The 22,809-nt window shown below is 66.4% G+C and carries 17 protein-coding genes; 5 read left to right on the top strand and 12 right to left on the bottom strand.

What is annotated here, in order from left to right:
• Positions 1-26: 26 nt before the first annotated feature.
• Both OK351_RS02410 and nudC read right to left on the bottom strand, forming a co-directional pair.
• On the bottom strand, positions 27-2,135 hold the full coding sequence (locus tag OK351_RS02410) for an ATP-dependent DNA helicase UvrD2 (RefSeq protein WP_265155735.1): 2,109 nt from the start codon (positions 2,133-2,135) through the stop codon (positions 27-29).
• Positions 2,132-3,061, bottom strand: a complete 930-nt coding sequence (nudC, locus tag OK351_RS02405; RefSeq protein ID WP_265155734.1) for an NAD(+) diphosphatase — start codon at positions 3,059-3,061, stop codon at positions 2,132-2,134. Before nudC ends, OK351_RS02410 begins: the two co-directional genes overlap by 4 nt.
• A gap of 166 nt (positions 3,062-3,227) precedes the next feature.
• On the opposite strand from nudC, the gene OK351_RS02400 reads away from it, so the two are divergent.
• Positions 3,228-4,403, top strand: coding sequence for a phosphotransferase (locus OK351_RS02400; protein ID WP_265155733.1), 1,176 nt, complete (start codon positions 3,228-3,230; stop codon positions 4,401-4,403).
• Between the two features lie 64 nt (positions 4,404-4,467).
• Here the strand turns inward: OK351_RS02400 and OK351_RS02395 are convergent, their stop codons facing one another.
• Genes OK351_RS02395 through OK351_RS02385 form a run of 3 tightly spaced genes read right to left on the bottom strand, consistent with a single transcriptional unit; the run spans position 4,468 to position 11,419 of the window.
• A complete protein-coding gene (locus tag OK351_RS02395) occupies positions 4,468-7,821 on the bottom strand; it encodes an ATP-dependent helicase (protein ID WP_265155732.1) in 3,354 nt (1,117 codons plus the stop codon).
• On the bottom strand, positions 7,818-11,021 hold the full coding sequence (locus tag OK351_RS02390; RefSeq protein WP_265155731.1) for an ATP-dependent helicase: 3,204 nt from the start codon (positions 11,019-11,021) through the stop codon (positions 7,818-7,820). Before OK351_RS02390 ends, OK351_RS02395 begins: the two co-directional genes overlap by 4 nt.
• The gene (locus OK351_RS02385; protein WP_265155730.1) at positions 11,018-11,419 is read right to left on the bottom strand and encodes an MGMT family protein; all 402 of its coding nucleotides are present in this window, start codon (positions 11,417-11,419) and stop codon (positions 11,018-11,020) included. Before OK351_RS02385 ends, OK351_RS02390 begins: the two co-directional genes overlap by 4 nt.
• Positions 11,420-11,506: 87 nt before the next feature.
• Between OK351_RS02385 and OK351_RS02380 the strand changes: the two genes are divergently transcribed.
• The 4 genes from OK351_RS02380 (at position 11,507) to OK351_RS02365 (ending at position 15,046) form a co-directional block, all read left to right on the top strand.
• Complete coding sequence (locus tag OK351_RS02380; RefSeq protein WP_265155729.1) at positions 11,507-12,190, top strand: 3'-5' exonuclease; 684 nt, start codon at positions 11,507-11,509, stop codon at positions 12,188-12,190.
• Between the two features lie 243 nt (positions 12,191-12,433).
• Positions 12,434-13,426 (top strand): methionine ABC transporter ATP-binding protein, encoded by a 993-nt coding sequence (locus OK351_RS02375; RefSeq protein ID WP_265155728.1) that lies wholly within the window; start codon positions 12,434-12,436, stop codon positions 13,424-13,426.
• 2 nt (positions 13,427-13,428) lie between these two features.
• The gene (locus OK351_RS02370; protein ID WP_265155727.1) at positions 13,429-14,109 is read left to right on the top strand and encodes a methionine ABC transporter permease; all 681 of its coding nucleotides are present in this window, start codon (positions 13,429-13,431) and stop codon (positions 14,107-14,109) included.
• 82 nt (positions 14,110-14,191) lie between these two features.
• A complete protein-coding gene (locus OK351_RS02365) occupies positions 14,192-15,046 on the top strand; it encodes a MetQ/NlpA family ABC transporter substrate-binding protein (RefSeq protein WP_306349463.1) in 855 nt (284 codons plus the stop codon).
• A 98-nt stretch (positions 15,047-15,144) separates the two neighbouring features.
• On the opposite strand, the gene hemL is transcribed toward OK351_RS02365, so the two are convergent.
• The 7 genes from hemL to hemG are packed head-to-tail and all read right to left on the bottom strand — an operon-like array spanning position 15,145 to position 22,764.
• Complete coding sequence (gene hemL, locus OK351_RS02360) at positions 15,145-16,452, bottom strand: glutamate-1-semialdehyde 2,1-aminomutase (RefSeq protein ID WP_265155726.1); 1,308 nt, start codon at positions 16,450-16,452, stop codon at positions 15,145-15,147.
• Positions 16,453-17,439 carry a porphobilinogen synthase gene (gene hemB, locus OK351_RS02355; RefSeq protein WP_265155725.1) on the bottom strand — a complete coding sequence of 329 codons (987 nt, stop codon included), beginning with the start codon at positions 17,437-17,439 and terminating at the stop codon, positions 16,453-16,455.
• Between the two features lie 10 nt (positions 17,440-17,449).
• On the bottom strand, positions 17,450-18,253 hold the full coding sequence (locus OK351_RS02350; protein WP_265155724.1) for a uroporphyrinogen-III synthase: 804 nt from the start codon (positions 18,251-18,253) through the stop codon (positions 17,450-17,452).
• An 11-nt stretch (positions 18,254-18,264) separates the two neighbouring features.
• Complete coding sequence (gene hemC / locus OK351_RS02345; protein ID WP_265155723.1) at positions 18,265-19,239, bottom strand: hydroxymethylbilane synthase; 975 nt, start codon at positions 19,237-19,239, stop codon at positions 18,265-18,267.
• On the bottom strand, positions 19,236-20,441 hold the full coding sequence (locus OK351_RS02340; protein ID WP_371931362.1) for a ferrochelatase: 1,206 nt from the start codon (positions 20,439-20,441) through the stop codon (positions 19,236-19,238). Before OK351_RS02340 ends, hemC begins: the two co-directional genes overlap by 4 nt.
• Positions 20,438-21,151, bottom strand: a complete 714-nt coding sequence (hemQ, locus tag OK351_RS02335; protein WP_265155721.1) for a hydrogen peroxide-dependent heme synthase — start codon at positions 21,149-21,151, stop codon at positions 20,438-20,440. The genes OK351_RS02340 and hemQ overlap by 4 nt, the downstream gene beginning before the upstream one ends.
• Positions 21,152-21,198: 47 nt before the next feature.
• Positions 21,199-22,764: a protoporphyrinogen oxidase gene (gene hemG / locus OK351_RS02330; protein ID WP_265155720.1), complete on the bottom strand. Its 1,566-nt coding sequence runs from the start codon at positions 22,762-22,764 to the stop codon at positions 21,199-21,201.
• Between the last annotated feature and the right edge of the window lie 45 nt (positions 22,765-22,809).

Raw genomic sequence — 22,809 nt, 5'->3', positions numbered from 1 at the left:
TGGTGCCACGCTGGGGAGAACCTGTCCTAGACCTGGCCCACCAGTTCAAGCACCGCGTGGCCATAACGGTCGAGCTTGGACTTGCCGACTCCGGAAATCCGGCTCAGCTCCTGCAGGTTGCGCGGCTTGTCCTCGGCAATGGCCATCAGGGTCGTGTCGGTGAAAACCACGAAGGCCGGCACGGAGTTGGCCTGGGCTACTTCCTGCCGCCACGTGCGTAGCGTCTCGAACAGCGATTCATCGTAGGCCGCCGGACAGCTGGAGCAGCGGCGCAGTTTCCGTTCCCGGGCGCTGCTGAGGAAGGTACCGCATTCACGGCAGACGGCAGGGGTGAGTTTCTGTTCCTTGCGACGTTTGACCGGCTGCGTCCGGTTGCTGGTTTCGCGTACCGTACGGATCGAGTCCAGGAATCGCGAGGGATACCGGTGTGCCCGGCCGCCCGGGGTCCTTGCCAGCGACCAGGAGAGCACCAGCTGCAGCCGGGCTCGGGTGATCCCCACATAGAGCAGCCGCCGTTCCTCGTCATATCCGGCCTGGTCCTTGGCGTAGGTGATGGGTACCAGCCCGTCACTCAGCCCGGCAAGGAACACCACATCCCATTCCAGGCCCTTGGCCGCGTGGAAGGACGCCAGGGTGACCCCGTTGAGGGTGGGCGCATGTTGCGTCGCGGCCCGTTCCTCCAGTTCGGCAATGATCTCGCGCAACGTGGTCTGCCCGCCCTCGCGCTCTTTCGCGGCGGCCATCTCGTCCGCGAGACGGACCAGGGCCGAAAGCGACTCCCAGCGTTGGCGTTGGGCTCCGCTCACGGCCGGTGCCGTGGCCGAATAGCCGTGGGATGAAAGCACGTCCCTGACCATTTGCGGAGCCGGCAAATCGGAGTCCACCTGCAATGCGGCCCGCAAGGCGAGCATGCCTTCCCGCACTTCGCGTCGCGAGAAGAACCGTTCGGCTCCCCGCATCACATAGGGAACGGAGTGCGCGGTCAGTGCCTGTTCGAAAGCCTCGGACTGTCCGTTGGTACGGTAAAGGATCGCGATCTCGCTGACGTCCTGGCCACGACCAACCAGGGCCTTGATCCGTTGGGCGATCTCCTCCGCCTCGTGGGCATCGTCGGAGGCCTCGAAGAACTCCGGTTCAGGTCCGGATTCCCGCTGGGCGACCAGCTCCAACGGTTCGGGCCAGGTCACCGTCCGGTCCGGCACCTGGCTTTCGATTCGGCGGGTGGCCAGGATCCGGTTGGCCAACGCGACGATCTGCGGGGTCGACCGGTAGTCGCGCACGAGCTTGACCACTTCCGCCGAGGGGAAGCGTTGCCGGAAGTTCAGCAGGTAATCGGGGGTCGCCCCGGTGAACGAGTAGATCGTCTGCGAGGCGTCACCCACCACGCATAGGTCCTGGCGCTCGCCCATCCAGAGGTCCAGCAGGCGCTGCTGCAGGGGTGAGACGTCCTGGTACTCGTCGACCACGAAATGCCGGTATTGCTGTCTCACGCTCGCGGCGACCTTCTCGTTGTCTTCCAGGACGGCTGCGGTGAGCAACAGCACATCCTCGAAATCGATGACCTGGCGGTCGTCCTTGAGCTCTTCATAGGTCTGGAAGATCCGCGCCATCGTCACCGGTTCGATTCCGTTGGGCAGGTCGCGTCCGTCAACCACCTTGGCGTAGGTTTCCACCGAGTGCATCGAAACCTTGGCCCATTCGATTTCCGAAGCCAGGTCGCGCACCATGGCCCGGTCGCTGGATAAGCGCAATCGGCGCGCGCTTTCGGCCACCAGGGGGGCCTTATGCTCGATGAGGTTGGGCAGCGAACCGCCAATCGACTGCGGCCAAAAATACTGCAATTGCCGCAATGCGGCGGCATGGAAGGTGCGTGTCTGGACTCCCTGGGCGCCAAGGTGGCGTAGCCGGGTGCGCATTTCCGCTGCCGCGCGGGTGGTGAAGGTCAGGGCCAGGACACTGGTGGCGTTGTAAACTCCGCTGTGCACCCCGTGGGCGATCCGGTGGGTGATGGCCCGGGTTTTCCCGGTGCCGGCTCCGGCCAGGATGCACAGGGGCCCGCTGAGGGTTTCGGCGGCCCGCCGCTGTTCGGCGTCCAGCCCCGCGAGCAGGTCCGGTGACGTGGGTAATTCGCTCACAGGTCAGCGGCCTCCGGAAGCTCCTGTCCATACCAGTCGCGGATCAGGGCATGGGCGATGGACACCCCCCTGGGGATCTGGATGCTGCCCGCCCGCAGTTCCTGTCCCAACTCCTCCCGGCTGAACCAGCGCAGGTCGAGGATTTCCAACCCGTCCGGCACCAGGTCCGTGGTTTGCGCGTGCGCCGTGTAGCCGAGCATCAATGAGCGGGGCAACGGCCAGGGCTGCGAACCACGGTAGGCACAATCCCCGACCCGGACCCCGGATTCCTCGAAGACCTCACGTCGCACGGCGGATTCCAGGGACTCGCCGGCTTCGACGAACCCGGCAAGAACGGAGTAGACACGGTTGGTCCAGCGAGAGTTGGCGCCCAACAGCAGCCGGTCCGCGTCGTCCACGATCGCCACGATCACCGCCGGGTCCGTCCGCGGAAACAGTTCATGGTCGTTGTCCACACACCGAAGCACCCACCCGCCGGTGGTAGACCGGAGCGCGGAACCACAACGTGGACAGAACCTGCAGCTCTGCCGCCAGTTGACGATTGCCTGGGCGATGAGCATCAGGTGCTGCTCTTCAACCGGCACGCTGGTGAACGCGGTACGAAGGTCGATCCATTCGGCACCCCTGCCGCCGTCCTGAGGTGCTGCCGGCAGCATCGCGGCAACATAATCGTGCCCGCCGCCCTGCCCCAGATAGATGAACTCGCCGCCATCGGGCAGCGGGTAGTCGGCACTTGGCACCAGTTCCAGTCCCGAGCCATTCAGTGGTGCCCGCCCCTGGGCAACCGGCAGCACCAGGGTGGAGGACAGCTGCACGACCTGTTGGAGGTGTGCCGGGTCGTCCTGCTCGATGAGTTGCCGTGTGAACCGTGCCTGAGAGAAATTCAGATCGGTCAGGGGAAGGTGGTATTTTTCTGCCAGCGCCATACCTCTAACTTTAGGCGGGTTGTCAAAACGCCGCCGGGAAGCAGGACCGGCTGTGGGCGAACGCACTGGTTCCGGCCCCGCGCACTACCGACATACAGCTGATTGACAGTGACATACCGTGAGTCTTTGGCCGCGCAGGCTGCACCGGTAGATTACGGTGGAACATGTGAAACGCTCAGCCATGGAACTCGCCGCAATCGCTACCGCCGCAGTGCCCGGACTATGCCCGATTGGCTTTGCAGCGTTGTCCGATGATCCGGAGGATTTCGACTCCGCCCTCGTCGTTGATGACAAGAAGAACCGTTGGCGAGTTCGTTCACCGCGCCACGACGAGGCCAGTATGCGTCTGGAAGCCGAGCTTTCCGCACTGCGCGCCTTTTCCGCCAAGGTGCGCGCCTCCCTGCCTTTTGCGTTGCCCTCGATTGCCGGCACCGTTCGCCAGGGCCCCTTGCGCACCTTCGTGTACAAGGACCTTCCCGGACACAAGGCCAGCCTGGAAGAACTGACCGATTTGGGCGACAACCTGGCCTCCGAGCTGGGCAATGCCATGGCCTGCATCCACAAGATTCCGGACGAATCCATCGAGATCGCCGGTTTGCCGACGTATACGGCCGACGAAATCCGCCAGCGCAAGCTCAACGAACTGGATACCGCTGCGGCCACCGGAAAAATCCCGAGCCGTTTGCTGCGGCGTTGGGAACACGCCATGGAGGATGTCTCGCTCTGGCGTTTTAACGCCACCGTCGTGCATGGGACCTTTGACGAGGAACAGGTACAGGTGCTGGGCAGCAAGATCAGCGCCGTCTCCGGTTGGACCGATTTGCATGTTGGCGACCCCGCCGAGGACTTCGCCTGGCTCTCGGCCGTGGAGGACCATGAATTCAGCGACAAGGTTTTCGCCGCCTACATCCAGTCGCGCGGCGACAAGGCCGATCCTCATATCATGCGCCGGGCTGCACTGAACGCGGAATTCGCCCTGGCCCAGTGGCTGGTCAAAACCCTGGATTCCAAGGACACCGCGCGGATCTCCGAGGCCGAACAGATGTTGCAGGAACTGGATGAGAACATCGCGGAATACGGTGGCCAGCCGCTCTCCGTGGTGGAGGAACCACGCCCGGTCAGTTCGGTTTTCGCACCCCCGGGTGCGACCACCGCCCAGGATCCGGCATCCGCCGCGAAACCGCCGGCCGCGACTGAGCACAACGGTCCACGGGATTCGAAAGTGCAAGAAGACGGGGCCGGGCAGGAACCTGCCAACTCCGCCGTACAGGACGATGGCGGCACCGACCAGTCCAGCGAGTCCGACCCGTCGACCGAAGCGGCTCCGGACACCAAGAACTAGAACTGCAACAGTTGTGGCGGGCGGGACGAGATGTCCTGCCCGCCACAGCTGTTGCAGTGCATTGTCAGCCGCCCGTACCCCCAGCGGGACCGAAGGCCGCGAAGGCGGCGGCGATCATCTGTTCGAGTTCGGCTTCACCCTGCAGGTGTTCGGCGTGGATCGTGATCCCGGCGCCCACATAGTAGAAGGCCGCGTTGATCTCGTCCAACGGGATCTCGTGCAGCCGTGACCAGCCCAGCCGGTAGACGGCCAACTGCACCAGCTTGTCCTTCAGCGACTTGCCGCTGGGTACGTGCCCGGTCTTCCAGTCCACCAGCAACCAGTTCCCCTGCGCATCGCGGAACACCGCGTCCACCCGGCCACGTACCGCGACCGAACCGATGCGGGTTTCCAAGGGGACCTCCACGTAGGCCGGTTGCCGATCGGCCCACTCGCTGGAGAGGAACGACTGCTTCATGGATTCCAGGTCCAACGTGTCATCCAGGAAGCTGTCGCTCGGTTCCATGAGCTCCCCCAGATCAAGCATCTGGGTTTGCTCATAGTACTGTTCAAGCCAGGCGTGGAAGGCCGTCCCGCGGCGGGCAGCCATTCCGGGCCGGCGCGGCACCGGGCGGCGCAGGTTCTGCAGGACTTCCTCCGGGTTTTCGGCCAACTCGACAAATAGCGAGGCGCGTACGTGTTCCGGTTTCTCCACCACATGTTCCAGCTCCGAGAGGAACTGGCGGTGGGCCAGCAGGCGTTCGGCCTCGTCCTGCCACATCCTGCCCTGCTCGGTCACCGGTTCATACTCCCCCGCAGCCTGTCTCACCTGCGCGGCGATGGACTCCACCACTTCCCGACGCGAATACGGGTAGGGGGTCGTGGGTTGCGCCCCGGTGATATCCGGGCCCTGGAGCGGGTCGTAGGGCCAACGGGCTTCAACCGGTTGCGATCGGGTCGGGTTCACGTCCGGGGCCTGTTCGTCCTGGACCCATACCCCGATCTGTGCGCGGGGGTACTCCCCCTGGGCCAGGGGTAGCAGTTCCTCCAGGAATACCGAGGGCTCCGAGGCCTTGGTCCGGGTCCCGTACCAGACACTGCTACTGCAGATCAGCAGGGACTTCGCACGGGTCAGCGCCACATAGGCCAGTCGGCGTTCCTCCCCTTCGTTGTGGTCGGCAACATCGGCTGCAAAACGCTTCTCCGCGTCCAGCAGTTCCTTGAAAGACACCTGGTCGGTATCCCATTGTGGCAGGTCATGGCGGTCCCCCCGCAACGGCCACGGCAGCGCGGCATCCCCGCTGGTCCACCTGTCGCTGGTGCGGTCGGGGAAGACCCCTTCATTCATGGACATCACGGCCACGATGTCCCACTCCAGGCCCTTGGAAGCATGGATGGTCAACAGCTGCACACTGAGCGGGTCGGCGTCCTGGGCCGGTAGCGGCAAGCCCTTCTCCTTCTCGGCCGCCTGTTCCAGCCACATCAGGAAGCCGCTGAGGTCAACGCGTTGGGCATGGCGGCTATAGTCCCGGATGACATCCGCGAAAGCATCCAGGTTCGCGCGGTGCTCGGCCGGGGCGATCCATGGTCTGGCCGCCACTTCGATATCAAGATTCATGGCACGCTCGACCTCGCGAACCAGCGCCTCCAGATCATCATTGGCCAACAGACGCAGGCGGCGCAGTTCATCACGGAAACCTGCCAGCCGCTCGTAGCCGGACCGGCTGATTGTGCGTCCGTCCGCGCTGGTCCACCCCGCAGGAGGAAGATAGTCCAGCGCCTCGATCAGGCTGGCCGCATCATTGAGTTCGGCCCGTGCCAGGGTTTCGGCATCCTCACCGCCGTCGGGGTGACCCCGCTCCCCAGGGAGGGGGCCGGACAACGCAAATTCACGGCGCCGGGCCAGGAACCGGGACCAATCGGCAAAGGCCATCAGGTCGGCGGTTCCCAATCTCCATCGTGCCCCCGCCAACAGTCGCATCAGCTTATCGCTGCGCAGCGGGTCCACCAGCACATGCAGGTAGGACACCAGGTCGGTGACTTCCGGGGTGCTCAGCAGACCGGAGACTCCCACCAGTTGGTATGCGACCCCCCGTTCGGCCAGAACCTGGGCCATCAGTGACAGCTGGGCCCGGTTCCGGCTCAGGACCGCCGCCGTGGCCGAACGCCCGTCCTGTTCCGCGCGTTGGCGTTCGGCCTGCACCAGGTCGGCGATCTGCTCGGCTTCATCACGATCGGTGGCACAACGGTTGAGCACCACCCGTCCGGGTTGCGCATAGGCCGAGGCTTCCAGCGGTTTGACCGCCACCGGTCCGGACTCTGCCCCACCGCCCGAACTGCCGGAGACCAGGTTCGCCGCCTCCAGCACATTGGTGGTATTGCGCCATGCAATGGTCAGGTGTTTCACATGTGCGTTGGAACGTTCACCCGAGTCCTGCACGATCGGGAACTCGTGGGGAAAGTGGAACAGCTGTCCGGCGCTGGCCCCCCGGAATCCGTAGATCGACTGGTTGGGATCCCCCACCGCGGTGACCGGGTGCCCGTCACCGAATAGCTGGGAGAACAGCACCATCTGGGCGTGCGAGGTGTCCTGGAATTCGTCCAGCAAAACCACCTTGTACTTGGACCGTTCGGCCAGCGCCGCCGCGGGGATCCGCCGGGCGATCGTGGCCGCGTGGGCGACCAGGTCTCCGTAGTCCATGACTCCCCGCTCGGCCTTCTGGGCAGCGTAGCGTTGGCAGAGTTCGGCGATGGTGGTCCTGGATGCGATCTTGTCGATGAGTTTCCGGGCCAGGGCGGTATGTGGTTTGTCCTTGCCCTCATGCATCGGCAGCTGGCGCAAAGACGATTCCAGATTCCGGAGCCAGGCTTCGGCCGCGTCCGGGCCGACGAGGTGTTCGGAGGCTTCGGAGGAAAAGCTGACGATCGCGTTGACCAGTGTGCTGGTGGCGCTACCCAGATGCTCGTAGTCCCCGGTGTAGCTTTCGAGGACCTCGCTGGCCAGTTCCCAGGATTGGGCGGCGCCAAGCAGGGTGCTGTCCTCCTCGATGCCCAGGCGCAATCCGTAATCCTGGACCAGGGTGTTGGCGTAGGAGTGGTAGGTGGAGACCGAGGGGTCCAGGTAGTCCCGGGTGGTGGTTGCATCCAGCAGTCCGGTGGTCACCAGTGTCGCGATTTTCGCCCGGATGCGGGCAGAGAGTTCCCCGGCGGCCTTGCGGGTGAAGGTCACCCCCAGCACCTGCTCGGGACGGACCAGTTCGTTGGCGACCAACCATACCACTTTGTCGGCCATGGTCTTGGTTTTCCCTGAACCGGCACCGGCAATGACCAGCATGGGTTCCAGTGGCGCGGCGATGATCTGCGCCTGCTGCTCGGTGGGGGGAAATTCCTCGCCCAGGGCCCGGGAGAGTTCTTCGGGGGTGAATCGGATCTGGCTCATGGTTCGGTGACCTGCCGCCCTTCAGCGCATAGTGGACAGATTTCCGGCAGGGAGCAGCCGCTGGAGAAAGCCGAGCCGCGCGTGGCGTCGTGGCGGGTCAGGAAGTCGGCTTCTCCCATCAGCCTGGCCGCCTCGATGATCAGCCGTTCGGCCCAGTCGTCTTCCGGGGCGTCCTGTTCTCGGAGGCTCGGTTTCTGGGTGTTGGCTCCAACGAAGACCAATGCGGCCCCACCGGGGTTGTTTCCCAGTCCCGCGGTATCCTCTCGGGCGGACAATGCCCCGAGTTTCACCGCGGCCTGGTATACACCCAGCTGCGGATGGGTTTGCGCGTCCTTGGCCGAAGGCATCCGGGCGCCGGTCTTCAGGTCGACCACATAGGGGTTGCCGTGGGCGTCCACCTCGATCCGGTCGATCACCCCACGCAGTTCGATCTCCCGGCCCTCGTGGGGCAGCTGGACATTGAATGGTAGCTCCCGGGCCACCAGCTCGCGGCCCTCGGCTCGCATTTGCAGGGAGTACAGGGCGAGCTTCTTGAGCATGTCCTGGGCCCGATCGAAGTCCCGATGCCCCTCCCAGTTGTCCGGCATCTCCATTTCCGGCCAGCGCTGCTGAAGCACCGTGAGGTACTCGCTGCTGGCCGCGTCCGGGTGCTCCTCGGCGATCGAGTGGATCAAGGTCCCCAGTGAGGCCGCGAAATCGACCGCGGTCAGTCCACCGGCGGCCTGCACGAACCAGTTCAGGGGCGAGGTGGTGATCGCCTCGACCTTGGAGGGCGAGACCCTGACCGGCTGGTCTTCCGGGGTGGCGGCCCCGGTACTGCTCAGCGGAAGTAGCCCCCACCAGGAATCCGGATGGGCTCCCCGGATGGGCGGTGTGGCGTGGGCGAGCCGACCGAGGATGCCGATGGCGTCCCGGGCCAGATCAACGGACTGGTCCTGTGCTGTCGTCGTAGTTGTGCCAAGGACGGAAGCGTGCCGCTCGGCTTCGCAGCGCAGCTCGCTGACCAGGCTTGCCAGGTTGCGTAGGCGCGGCACCTGGGTCGTTTCGGGGTTCGGGCCGCGGTCCGGGTCGATCAGCTCCATGAACGAGGATGCCTGTTGGTCGTCGTTGTCGACCGCCGTGCAGATCAGCACCTCCGCGGCCCGCGAGAGGGCGTTGGAGAAGGAACGCAATTCGTCATTGCGGATTTCGCGCACCAAACGCCCAGGGGTTCGGGTGGACAGGAAACCGGTGCCGTGTTCGGCGGCTTCGGCCAGGGCTTGGGATCCGAGTAGTTCCCCACGCAGGCGCAGGTTCGGCCAGGACCCTTCCTGCAGCCCGGGGATGAACACCACGGGCCATTGCTGCCCGGCCGCTGCCGCCGTAGTCAAGACCGTGACGGTCTGGCTGCTGGCCGAACGGCTGGCCAGCGAGTCCATGGGCAATTCCTGGTCCAGGATGTGTTCCACGAACTGCTCCACACTGGCCCCGGGCAACTGGTCCACGAATCGTTCGGCCGCCTGGAACAGGGACAGCACCGCATCCAGGTCGTGGTCGGCGCGGCGCGCGGCCGGGCCTGTGCCCAGCGCTTCGCGACACCAGGCGTCCGCGCGCCCCGAGGCCTCCCACAACGCCCATAGTGCCGTTTCCGGGGTGGCATTGCCGCTGGCCAGCTCCTCGGTCAACCGATGGTACATGCCCAGGATCCGTTCAAGTCCCCGCCCTACCGGACCGAGGTTGCCTGCCAGCTCGGGTTCTTCCAAGGTGGCTTCGAGCAGTTCCTGGCTGGACCGGTTCGAACCGGTGGCGCTTTCCCCTTGGCGAAGCAATTGGCGCAGCCGCCGGATTTCCAGGGCGGTGCTCATCCCGTAGCGGGAGAGCAGCAGTGACTGCATGCGCAATGGATCGGGGTGCTGTTCGCTGCCCACGGCCAGGATCAGCAGGTCCAGCAGCGGACGCACCGCGTTTTCCTCCTTGAGCGGAATTTCCGCCGGAGGCGTGGTGACCGCGATCCCCTGGCCTTCCAGGAACCGGCTCAGGGTACGGACCTGGGAGCCGTTGCGCACCACGATCGCGATATCTTTGAGCGGGCGTTGCCCGAACAGGTTCATCTCGATGATCTGCTGGGCCAGGAAACGTTCTTCCTGGGTGGAGTTCTCGAAAAGGTGCGTGCTTACCTGCCCGCGGGCCGTGTCCGGAGGGTGGCTGAGAATTCGCCCCTGGGTTCCGCTGGCCACCGGAACCCGTTGCACCACCCGAAGCCAGGCGTGGGCGATGTCCGGGGCCATCCGGTAGCTGTGCTCCAATTCCAGGCTCGTCGCCGGGGCACGACCGGTGGAGTAGTGCTGTGCAAAGCCGGCCAGCTGATCGGCCCGGGCCCCGCGGAAGCCCTGCACCACGTTGTCGGGAGCCGCGAAGGCCACCAGGGAACGGCCCCGGGTCAACAGCCGCAGCAGTCGGTGCTGGGACAGTGTCGCCTCCTGCAGGTCATCGACCAGCACCAGCTGGAGCCTGTCCTGTTCGCGTGCCAGGAAGTCGGGGTGGCTCTCCAACAGTTGCACCGCCCGGGTGATCAACCCGGCGGGGTCGAAGGCTTCGGCGCTGCCCAGATCCAGCAGATCCCGGTACTCCTGGTAGAACTGCGCTGCAGCCAACCATTCCGTACGCCCGGCCTCGGCACCAAGACGCTGGATGTCGGCTGGTTCCAGTCCGAGTTCGGAGACCCGGTCAAAGAATTCCCGGACCTCCTTGCGGAATCCGCGGGTCCCGATGGCCAGCTGCAGTTCTTCCGGCCAGGGCGGGGGCGGGGTCAGCCCCTGCTCGTGGCCGGCGAGCAGTTGGCCAAGCAGGGTGTCCTGTTCCGGTCCGGAGAGCAGCCGCGGTTCGCGTTCCAGGAACGGCAGCAGCCCTTCGACCCGGGCCCGGCGGATCAGGTCGAAGGCGTAGGCCGACCAGGTGCGCACCACCGGTTCGGTGAAGGTCCGTTCGGCCCGGGAGCTCAGTTCATTGCGCAGCAGTCCGGCCGTGTGCCTGGTGGGGGCCAGGATGAGCAGGGACAGCGGGTCCAGCCCCCGGTCCAGGCGGTGCACCGCCACATCGATGAGCAAGGTCGACTTCCCGGTACCGGGGGCCCCGGTGACCAGGACCGGATGGCGGCCGGTGGTCAACCGGTTCCGCAACTCCTCCGCGGAGGACTTTTCAGGCTCGGTCGGCAGGTTCATGGCCCCATCCCATCATGTGCGCCGGACAATTTGGTCGAGCCACAGGCGCGGGCGAGCTGTTCAATGTCGGCCCAGTGCTTCGGATCAGGTTGCCAGCGGGCCCGGGTCATATCCACCCGTCGGCCCCGGCGCGCAGTGGCCTCCCGATCCCATGCGCGTTGCGCGGCCTCGAGGAGGGATTCAGTGATCAGGCCGTCGGCCCGGATCACCCGCCACCATGGCACGTCCTGGTCACCGAGCTGCATGGCTTTGCCAACCTGCCGCGCACCACCGGTGCCGAGCAGCTCGGCGATGTCCCCGTAGCTGAGGACCTGCCCCGAGGGGATCATCTGGGCCAGCCGGTGTACTGCATCGGTGAAATCGAGGGACCGTTCACCGGGGTGCGTGGGTGGATACATGTTCCCATTGTGCCAAGTTGCCGGGTTGTGCCCACAAACGGTGGGTCACGCTCCTGGCATCGGGGTGCAACCGGTAGCGTTGGGATCATGACTGAATGGCATAAGGGCCCCTGCGTGGGCTTCGACTTGGAAACCACCGGCGTTGACACTTCCACTGCACGGATCGTGACCGCCTCGGTGGTCTTGCTTGATGCCGGCGGAACGATCCTGAACCAGCGCGAGTGGCTGGTTGACCCCGGCGTCGAAATCCCCGAGGCGGCCACCGCCGTGCACGGCGTGAGTACAGAAAAGGCCCGCGCCGAGGGGGTGCCCGCCGCCCAGGGGGTCCAGCAGATCCTGGAATTGCTGCAATTCGCCGCGCAGCAGGCCCCGGTGGTGGCCTTCAACGCCTCCTACGATTTCTCCGTGCTGCACTCCGAGGCCCTGCGTTACGGGTTGACTCCGTTCATTCCCGGCAATGTCATCGACCCGTTCATCCTGGACAAGCAGATGGACCGGTTCCGCAAGGGCAAACGCACCCTGGAAGCGGCCTGCGCCCATTACGGTGTGGTGCTGGAAAATGCCCATACTTCCTTCGCCGACGCGGTCGCCTGCGTCGCGGTGGCGCGGGCGATTGCCGGGAAGTACGCCGAGCTGCACATTGCTCCCGCCGAGCTGCATGGTCAGCAGATCCGCTGGGCCCGTGAACAGGCCGAGAGCTTCCAGCAATACCTTCGCAAGTCCAAGCCCAATGCGGTGGTCGATGGCGCCTGGCCGATCAAGGACGACTAGGAGTACCACGGAGATCCATCTCACACCCAAAGGAGGGTGTCAGCGACCCGGTTCCGGGTCAGCTTCTCCATGGGTTCGTTACTGAAATCCGGCGATCTTCCAAAGATCCTTCGAAATCACAGGACAGATTCCGTTGCTTTACGCCGCATGTCTCCATGTTTAGGGTGATTCGGTCGATAATATTCGATAGTGGTTCAATTGGGGGTACTCTCTTTACCCTGAGAACTGAAGGATCCACTTTTAGTGATTACCATCAAGGACCTGCGCAAGGTCTACCGACAAGGCGGCGATACCGTTGTCGCCCTTGACGGGGTCAGCCTCGACGTCCCCACCGGGAAAATCCACGGCATTGTCGGGCACTCCGGCGCCGGCAAATCCACCTTGGTACGGTGCCTGACCCTGCTGGATCGCCCCACATCGGGAACGGTAACGGTCAACGGCCAGGAACTGACCAATGTCAGCGACAGCAAGCTACGCGATGCCCGACGCAGGATCGGGATGGTCTTCCAGCACGCCAATCTCTTCGATTCGCGGACCACCGCCCAGAACGTGGCCTACCCGCTGGAACTGATCGGCGTGCCGAAAGCCGAGATCAAGACCAAGGTCGCGGACCTGTTGGAGCTGGTGGGTCTGGGCAAGTTCGCCAACGCCTACCCTTCGCAGCTCTCCGGCGGCCAACGCCAGCGGGTGGGCATTGCCCGCGCCCTGGCCACCGACCCGGATGTGCTGTTATGCGATGAGCCGACCAGTGCACTGGATCCGCAGACCACCGACGAAATCCTTGAACTGGTCAAGAAACTGCGCGACCGGCTGGAGATCACGGTGCTGATCATCACCCACGAAATGCACGTGGTGAAGCAGGCCTGCGATTCGGTCTCCCTGCTGGAAGCCGGACGCATCGTGGAACACGGCGAACTCGGCGAGGTCATCAACACGGCCGGAAGCCGGCTGGCGGCCACCTTGCTGCCGCTTCCCGGGGACACCCCTTCGGGTGAGGGCCGGGGCCCGATCCTGGATCTGCTGTATTCCGGCGAGCAGGCCACCGAGCCGATCATCTCGCTGATCACCCGCACCTTCGGCATCGACGTCAACGTCCTGGCCGGGTCCGTGGAGCAACTCGGCGAGCAGCAATTCGCCCACTTGCGTGTCCAGTTGCCGGCCGGCACCGACGCGGCCGCCGTACGCGAACACCTGCTGGGGATCGGTGTGGCCGTGACCGAGAAGGGCGGAAAGTAGTGATGGAATTCCTTACCGACCTGCTCAACAACCCGGGTATCACCAAGGCCCTGTGGCCGGCTACTGTCGAGACCCTGCAGATGACCGCGCTTTCCACTCTCTTCACGGTGCTTGTCGGCCTGCCGCTGGGTATCCTGCTGCACGCCACCGACAAGGGCGGACTGGCCCCGGTGCGCTGGTTGAATGTGGTGCTTTCGGGCATCATCGTGAACATCACCCGTTCGATCCCTTTCGCGATCCTGATGGTCTCGCTGATCCCGTTCGCGGCGCTGGTTGTCGGCACCGCACTCGGTCCGATCGCGGCCACGGTGTCGCTGACCATCGGCACCATCCCATTCTTCGCCCGGCTGGTGGAAACCGCCTTACGTGATGTTTCCTCGGGCAAGGTGGATGCGGCCCTGGTCATGGGCTCAACCCGGATGCAGGTCATCCGCAAGGTCATGGTCCCCGAGGCGATGCCCGGACTGGTCGCGGCCACCACCACCACGGTGGTGACCCTGATCGGGTATTCGGCGATGGCCGGCCTGATCGGCGGCGGTGGACTGGGCCGCCTGGCCTACAACTACGGGTTCGTCCGTTTCGAATCCGACATCATGATCGTGACCATCATCGTAATCGTGTTGATGGTCCAAATCGTCCAGATCCTCGGTGATTGGCTGGCCAAGAAGGTCGACCACCGCTAGAGCTCCGCTATCCGGCGGCACCACATCCGCCGGGTCTGACCCGCGGGCCGATCCCGGTTCGCACGACATCAAAGGAATGAACATGTTGCGCAAGAAACTCGCACTCGCAGCCACCTCCGTCGCCGCCCTGGTGGCCCTGACCGCTTGCGGTGGCGGCTCCACCGAGCCTGCCGCCGAAGCCAGCCTGGATCCGGCGAACCCGGTGGTCGTCAAGGTCGGCGCCAGCCCGGTACCGCACGCCCAGATCCTGGAGTTCATCGACGAGAACCTCGCCCAGGACGCCGGTATCGACCTGGAGATCACCGAGATCGAGGACTACCAGACCCCGAACATCGCCCTGGCCGACGGCACCTTGGATGCCAACTACTTCCAGACCGCCGCCTACCTGGCCGATCAGGTTGCCCAGAAGGGCTACGAATTCGAGCATGGTGCCGGCGTGCATATCGAACCGCTGACCGCCTTCTCCAAGAAGTTCAGCACCCCTGAGGAAGTCACCGAGGGTGCCAAGGTCGTGTTGAACAACGACCCGGTCAACCAGTTGCGCGGCCTGCGTGTGCTGGAAAACGGCGGCCTGCTGGCGAACCTGACCGACGAGGACACCGTGTTGAGCATCGAGGGCGATGCGGAGAAGAACCCGCTGGGTCTGGTGTTCTCGGAAGTAAACTCGGAGCAGGTGCCGCAATACTACACCGAGGATGACTCGGTGGGTATCGCCGTGGTGAACGGCAACTACATTGTCCAGGCCGGTCTGGATCCGGAAGAGATCCTGGTCCAGGAATCGGCCGAGAACAACCCGAACGCCAACTTCCTGACCTGGCGTGCCGGCGAGAAGACCGAGGCCATCGGCGCCTTGGAGGAACTGCTGCATTCGGATGAGGTGCACCAGTTCATCCTGGACACCTGGAACGACGGCAGCGTCATCCCGGCCACCAACTAGCCATCGATCCCCGCACCACCGTGCGAGGACAAACAAGGGCCCGTACCCGGCTTCCCGCAAGGGAGACCGGGCACGGGCCCTTGGATTTTGCGCCCCGGTTATGCGCTGGCGTTGGCGGCGGCGCGCGCCGCGGCCGGCAGGGCGTTGATGATCTGCTCCATGGCCGTATCGTCGTGGGCCGAGGAGACGAACCAGGCCTCGAACACGCTCGGTGGCAGGTACACACCGGATTCCAGCATGGAGTGGAAGAACGGCGCGTAGCGGAACGCCTCCTGCTGCTGTGCCTGGGCGTAGTTCGACACCCCGGTGTCCGCGGTGCCGAAGGCCACCGAGAACAGGGTACCGGCCCGCTGGATCGAGTGGTTGACCCCGGCCTCGGTCAGCGCATGCACCAGCGCTGTTTCCAGGACCTGGGACTGCCTGGCGAGGTGGGCGTACACCTCTTCGGTGGCGTGGGTCAGCTGGGCGATGCCGGCGGCCATGGCCACCGGGTTACCCGACAGGGTGCCGGCCTGGTACACCGGGCCCAGCGGGGCCAGGTAGTCCATGACCTCGGCGCACCCGCCCAAGGCGGCGGTGGGAAGCCCACCGCCGATGACCTTGCCGAAGGTGTACAGATCCGCGGTCCAGCCCTCGGTACGGCCGGTGAGGCCCCAGTAGCCGGCGTCGGAGGCGCGGAAGCCGGTGAGCACCTCGTCCAGGATCAGCAGCGCACCGTGCTTGGCGGTGGTGTCCTTCAGGAACTTGTTGAAGCCCTCTTCGGGGGTCACCACACCCATATTGCATGGGGCGGATTCGGTGATCACCGCGGCAATGTTCGCCCCGTGTTCGGCGAAGGCCTCCTCGATGGCGGTGCGGTCGTTGTACGGCAGCACCAGGGTCTCGGCGGCGGTGGCAGCGGTGACCCCGGCCGAACCCGGTAGCGCCAGGGTGGCCACGCCGGACCCGGCCGAGGCCAGCAGCCCGTCCAGGTGCCCGTGGTAGCAGCCGGCGAACTTGATCACCAGGTCGCGTCCGGTGTAGCCGCGGGCCAGACGGACCGCGGTCATGGTCGCCTCGGTGCCGGTGGAAACCATGCGCACCCGTTCGACCCCGCCCATGCGCTCCTTGATCAGCTCGCCAAGCTTCACCTCGTCCGGGGTGGAGGCCCCGAAGGACAGCCCCTGGTCCACGGCACGGTGCACCGCTTCCTGGATGGCCGGGTGCTGGTGGCCCAGCAACGCCGGCCCCCAGGAGCAGACCAGGTCGACGTACTCGTTGCCGTCCACGTCCCTCAGGTAGGCACCCTTGGCGCTGGCCATGAACGGCGGGACACCACCCACCGATCCGAAGGCACGCACCGGGGAGTTCACCCCGCCGGGCATGACGTCCAGGGCGCGGGCAAAGAGTTCTGCTGATTTCGACATCTACTTCTTTCCTTCGTTCAGCCAGCCAGCGACTTCGCTGGCCCAATAGGTCAGGATCTGCTCTGCCCCGGCGCGCCGGATGGAGAGCAGGGATTCGAGGATGGAGGCCTTGCGGTCGATCCACCCGTTCGCGGCGGCGGCCTCGATCATCGAGTACTCCCCGGAGATCTGGTAGGCCGAAACCGGGACCGAGGACACCGCGGCGATATCGGCCACGATGTCCAGGTAGCTCATGGCGGGTTTGACCATCACCATGTCGGCGCCTTCGGCCAGGTCCAGCTCCACCTCGATCAGCGCCTCACGGCGGTTCGCGGCATCCATCTGGTAGCTGCGGCGATCCCCCTTCAGCTGGGAGTCCACCGCTTCGCGGAAGGGGCCGTAGAAGGCGCTGGCGTACTTCGCCGCGTAGGCCAGGATCGCGGTGTTCGCATGTCCTGCGGCATCCAGGGCGGCGCGGATGGCGGCGATCTGCCCGTCCATCATGCCCGAAGGGCCCAGCACATGGGCTCCGGCCTCGGCGTGCATCACACCCATCCGCGCGTAGATCTCGTTGGTGGCGTCGTTGTCCACGTAGCCCTGGGCGTCCAGTACCCCGCAGTGGCCGTGGGAGGTGAATTCGTCTAGGCAGACATCGGACATGATCACCAGCTCGTCACCGACTTCGGCGTGCACCGCGGCGATGGCCCGGTTCAGGATCCCGTCCTCGGCGACCGCCCCGGAGCCCATCTCGTCGCGCACGGCGGGCACGCCAAAGAGCATGATGCCCCCGACGCCGAGTTCCGCAGCCTGGTTGGCGGCGGCCTTGAGCGAGTCCATGGTGTGCTGCATGACCCCGGGCATCGACTGTATCGGGTTCGGTTCATTGATCCCCTCGCGGACGAAGGCGGGCAGGATCAGCTGCCGGGCGGCCAACTCGTGTTCGGCCACCAGGCGGCGTACCGCCGGGTTCTGCCGCAGCCGGCGGGGACGGTGCTGGGGAAAGGACATGAGGGGTTCCTTATCGGTTCGGGTGTATGGTCTTCAGGATCTTCCGGGCGCTGGCCGCCAAGCCGGCCGGGGTCGGGTCCGCGGCGGTGTCGTGTACCGGCAGCCCGGCAGCCGCCAGGGCCCGGGCGGTGGGCTGCCCGATGGCCAGGGTGCGGGTCCGGGCCGGCAACCCGGTGCCGGCCAACTGCACGAAGCGGCGCACGATGCTCGGCGCGGCGAAGACCAGCAGGTCGGTCTCCGGCAGTTCGCCGGCCAGCAGCCCCGGGTCAAGCACCCGGATCCCCGGAGGGAGCACGCTCCGGGCGACCGGTTCTCCCCCGCTTCCGGCGGCCACCGTCCGGTAGGCCAGCACCTCGTCGAGCCGCATGCCACGCCGCCCCAGCCCCTCGGCCAGGGTCGGGGATGCCAAATCCCCGTGCGGGTAGAACACCCTGCTTCGGGGAGCCAGCTGCCATTCGGCGACCATTCCGGCCGCGGATTGCAGCTGCGGCACGAAGTGGGCCTGGCGCCCGAAGGCTGCGTGCGCCTGTTCGGCGGTCTTGGTCCCCACCGCGGCGATCCGTGTGCCCTGCGGCCAGGCACCGGTGCCCAGCCTCTCGGCAACGGCGTGCACGGTAGTCACCGAGGTGAACACCGTCCAGTCGTAGCGGCCTTCGCGCAACCGGGCCACGTGCGTGTCCAGTCCCGTGAGGTCCTCGGGCCAGACGGTCTCGATCAGCTGGCAGCAGCTGCTGCTGATGCCGGCGGCGGTCAAGGCCGCCACGGTGGCGGCGGCGCGTTGCGGGGCGCGCAGGATGATGGCCCGGGGCTGCATGCTCGACGGCCCTAGGCCAGTCCGGCCACGGCCGCCGCGCCGTTCTCGATCATGGTCCGGGCCAGGCTGCGGCCCAGGAAGAGGGCCGCGGCCTCATCCGCTACCTGTGCCCGCGCGCTCTGGCGCATGACTTGCGAGCCATCGGGTTTGCAGGCCACCGCGTCGAGGACCAGTTCGGTGCCCTCGAAACGGGCCAGCGCCCCGATCGGGGCGGCGCAGCCGGCTTCCAGGGCGTTCAGCAGCGCCCGCTCGGCTCCCACCTGCATCCGGGTGGGTGCATCGTCGAATTCCGCCAGCGCCGCATCCAGCGCCGGTTGCCCGCTGCCGGTGCTGCGCACCTCCACGGCCAGTGCGCCCTGTCCCGGGGCCGGCAGCATGATCGCCGGGTCCAGGTATTCGGTGATGTGCCTGGCCATGTCCAAGCGGTGCAGGCCGGCGGCGGCCAGGATCACGGCATCCAGGTCTCCCTGCACGGCCCGGCCCACGCTGCCGTCATCCAGCGTCTGCCCCACGCCCTTGACCCGTCCGAGCCGGGTGGGCACATTGCCGCGGATGTCCACGATCCGCAGGTCCGGACGGTGGTTCAGCAGCTGGGCGGCCCGGCGCGGTGAACCGGTACCGATCTTCGCGCCCTGTGGCAGGTCGGCCAGTGACAGCCCGTCGCGGGCGCACAAGGCGTCGCGGACGTCTTCGCGGGCCGGGATCGCAGCCAGCACCAGCCCTTCGGGTTGAATCGTGGGCAGGTCCTTGAGCGAGTGCACCGCCAGGTCGCATCCGGCGTCCAGCAGGTGCTGGCGCAATGCGGCGGCGAAGACCCCGGTACCGCCCAGGGTGGCCAGCGATCCGGTGATCACATCCCCTTCGGTTTTCACCAGCACGGTCCTGGCTTCCAGCCCGCTCAAGGCCGCCAGCGCATCGGCGGCCCATCCGGTCTGGGTGGTGGCCAGGGCGCTGCCACGGGTTCCCACGGTAAAGCCCGTACTCATGGTTGCGGCACCCCTACCTCGGAGTCGACCCCGGCAATGGTTGGTCGCAGCGTCCCGTCCAGGGCTGGTTTCACGCAGCAGGAGGCCGGGCAGACATCGAACCACGGCCCGCCGGGCACGGAGGTGATCCGGCCGGTGCGCCGTGGGAGGCCGTTCTCGTCGAGCAGGCGTTCCTCGATGATATCGATCAGCCCGGAGACGAAGTCGCGATGGGTGCCGGGGGTCGGCACCCGGGAAAAGGCCAGGCCGAGTTCGGCGCAGCTGTCCTTCGCCTCGGTATCCAAATCCCAGAGCACTTCCATGTGGTCGGAGATGAAACCGATCGGGACGACCACCACCCCGGCCACCCCGGCGGCCGCATCCTCCTCCAGCGCGTCGTTGATATCCGGTTCCAGCCACGGGATGTGCGGGGCCCCGGAGCGCGACTGGTAGACCAGGCTGTGTTCCAGCCCGTCGGCCTCGGGCACCTGGGCCAGGATCTGCTTGGCGACCGCCAGATGCTGGGCGGTGTACAGGTTCTGGTCGCGGTTTCCGTGTTCGGCGGCCGGGCCGGCGGCGTTGGCATCACCCATCGGGATCGAGTGGGTGACAAAAACGATCTTGATCCGGCCTGCGGTATCGCCCCGCCCGGCCAGCTGGGCGCGTACCGCCTCCAGCGAGTCGCGTAGTCCCTCGGCGAAGGGGTTCACGAAGGCGGGGGTGTCGAAGAACTGGCGGACCTTGTCCACTTCCACCACCCCTTCGAGCCCGGTCTCGCGCAGCCCCATGCCCAGGTCCTCGCGGTACTGGCGGCAGGCCGAGTACCCGGCGTAGGCTCCGGTGCCCAGCAGCAGCACCTTGCGGTGCCCGTCGGCGGCCAGCTGCTTGAGCGTGTCGTTGACAAACGGGTGCCAGTTGCGGTTGCCCCAGTAGATCGGCAGCTCGATGCCACGGTTGGCCAGTTCGGCTTCCAGCGCGGCCTTCAACGCCCGGTTCTGGGCGTTGATCGGTGAGATGCCGCCGTTGCTGCGGTAGTGAACCGCCACTTCCTCAAGCCGCTCGTCGGGGATCCCCCGCCCGGCGGTGACATTGCGCAGGAACGGGATCACATCGTCCTGGCCCTCGGGTCCGCCGAAGCTGGCCAGCAGGATCGCGTCATAGGCCTTGGGGTCCATCCGCCCGTTGGCGTCGTACCCGGTGCGCGGATCGAAATCCCGGGTCACTGCAGGACCTCGATGGCCTCGGCAGCCGAGATGCGCCGTCCGGTGTAGAACGGGGTTTCCTCGCTGACGTGGTGGCGGGCCTCGGTGTAGCGCAGGTGGCGCATCATGTCGACCAGGTCGATCATGTCATCGGCTTCCAGGCAGATCTGCCACTCGTAGTCGCCGAAGGAGAACGCCGCCACGGTGTTGGCCAGCACATTCGGGAAGTCGCGGCCCAGGATGCCGTGGTCGCGCAGCATCTTGCCACGGGCCGCCGGGTCCATGGTGTACCAGTCATGGGAACGCACGAACGGGTAGACGGTCATCCAGCCCTTGGGGTCCAGCCCGCGGGCGAAGGCCGGGGAATGGTCCTTGGCGAACTCCGCCTCACGGTGCACGGCCATGGTGGAGTAGGCGATCTCGGTGCCCGCCAGCAGCGCGCTGCGGCGGATCCGGCGCATCGCACCCTGCAGCAGTTCGGCGGCCGGGCCGTGGATCCAGACCATCACATCGGCCTCTTCGCGCATGCCCGAGACGTCGTAGATCCCGCGCACGCTCACGCCCTCGTCGGCGAGGTCGGAAACCAGTGCCTCGAAGCCGGCGTCGGCGCCGGTCCGGTCCACATCCTGGGAGCGCTTGAAGATGGTCCACAGGGTGTAGTACATGGTGGCGTTGCCGGCGGCCTCACGGTCGCGCAGTACCGGTGAATTGTTCTCGGGGCGTTGGCTCATGGTTCTCTCCTCGTGTTGACGTCAGGTCTAAAAGAATTCGTGCGGGTTCAGCTGGCGCTGACGGCCAGCTGCTTGCGGGTATCGGCGATGACCCGGGCCAGCCCGGTACCCGAGCGCCAGGACCCCACCACATGTAGGCCCGGGATGCCGGCCAGCGCCTGATCCAGTGCCGCGTTGCGTTCGCGTTGCGCGGAGCCGGTGAGCGGGACCATGTCGCTGAAGCGCGAGATCGCGCTGCCCAGCACGTCGTCCTCGCCCAGTTCGATGCCCAGGATGGTGCCGGCGTCGGCGATGGCCTGCGCGGTCAGCGCCTGGTCGTTGCCGGACTCGACCAGCGCCTCGCGGCGTCCGATCCGCCCGTAGGACAGGCGCAGCACGTGGGTGCCCGGCCCGGAGGTCTCGGCCAGCCACGGCCACTTGGCGCTGGAGTGCGTCATCGCCTTGGCCTTGATGTGCTGCCCCTCGGTGACCAGTACCCCGCTACCGCGCGGGGCATCATCCAGTTCCGGCTTGTCCACCACCAGGATCACCAGGGCGATCGAATTCGCCTCACCGCCTAGCGGTGTGATGCCGACGGCGGGCAGCAGCGGGTCCAGCAGCGGCGCGGCGGCGGCGGCCTCGGTGGCCATGACCAGCTTGTCGGCCTTCAGCACCCGGGTATGGCTGGTGACGGTGAACGGTTCCGCGGCCGCCGCATCGTGGGACACCAAGGACACCGGCGCGTTGCGCACCAGGGTGACCCCGGCCTGCTGCAAGTGCCTGACCAATTCGGTCACCAGGGTGTACATGCCGCCGTCGAGGCCGGCGACCCGGGAACCGGCCGGGGCATCGGCCTGCAGCCGCGCCACCGCGCGGGCCAGCGACCCGGTCTCGACCATCGCCTGGCGCAGTCCCGGCGCCGCGGTATCGATGTCGACCTGGTTCGGGTCGCTGGAGTACACCCCTGCCACCACCGGGGCGACCAGTTGTTCCAATACGGTGCTGCCCATGCGCTGGCGCACCATCTCGCCCACGCTCAGGGCCCCGGTCGCCCACTTCCTGGGCATCGGGGCCACCAGGTCCGCGGCCGCGCGCACCGCGGCGGCCCGGCCGATCAGGGCGCGCACCTCATCCCCGCGCGGATTGGAGGGGATGCCAAGCAGGGCGCTGGCCGGCAACGGGTGGGACTCCACCGTGTTCTCGCGCTGCCGGGTGAGCCAGGCGCCCAACCCGCTGGTGGGCACGATCTTCTCGCCCAGCTCCAGTTCGGCCAGGTACCCGGCCACGGTATTCGAGCGCACCGCGAAGGATTCGGCGCCGGCATCGAGCTGCAATCCGGCCACCTCCATCCGGCGCAGGCAGCCGCCGAACTGGTCCGCGGCTTCCAGCACGGTGACCCGGTGACCGGTCTGCACCAGCTCGTGGGCCGACACCAGCCCGGAGACCCCTCCGCCGATGACGATGGCGTGGGGCCTGGGTGCCTCCTGGCCTGCGGCATCCTGGGCACGATGGGTGGCGGCGCGCACCTTTTCCAGCAACCGCAGGGCGTGGGCTGCGGCATCGGCCGCGATCTCACGGCGCCCCCTGGCACCTGGTTCGCGCTGCGCTTCTGGCTGCTGCCGTTCCTCGGTCATGGTGATTCGTCTACCCCTTGGCTGTTGCTATCTGTGCTTGCGGTG

The organism is Glutamicibacter sp. MNS18 (assembly GCF_026107515.2).
In the GTDB taxonomy this organism is placed as follows: Bacteria; Actinomycetota; Actinomycetes; order Actinomycetales; family Micrococcaceae; genus Glutamicibacter.
This window is presented reverse-complemented; position numbering and strand designations above follow the sequence as displayed.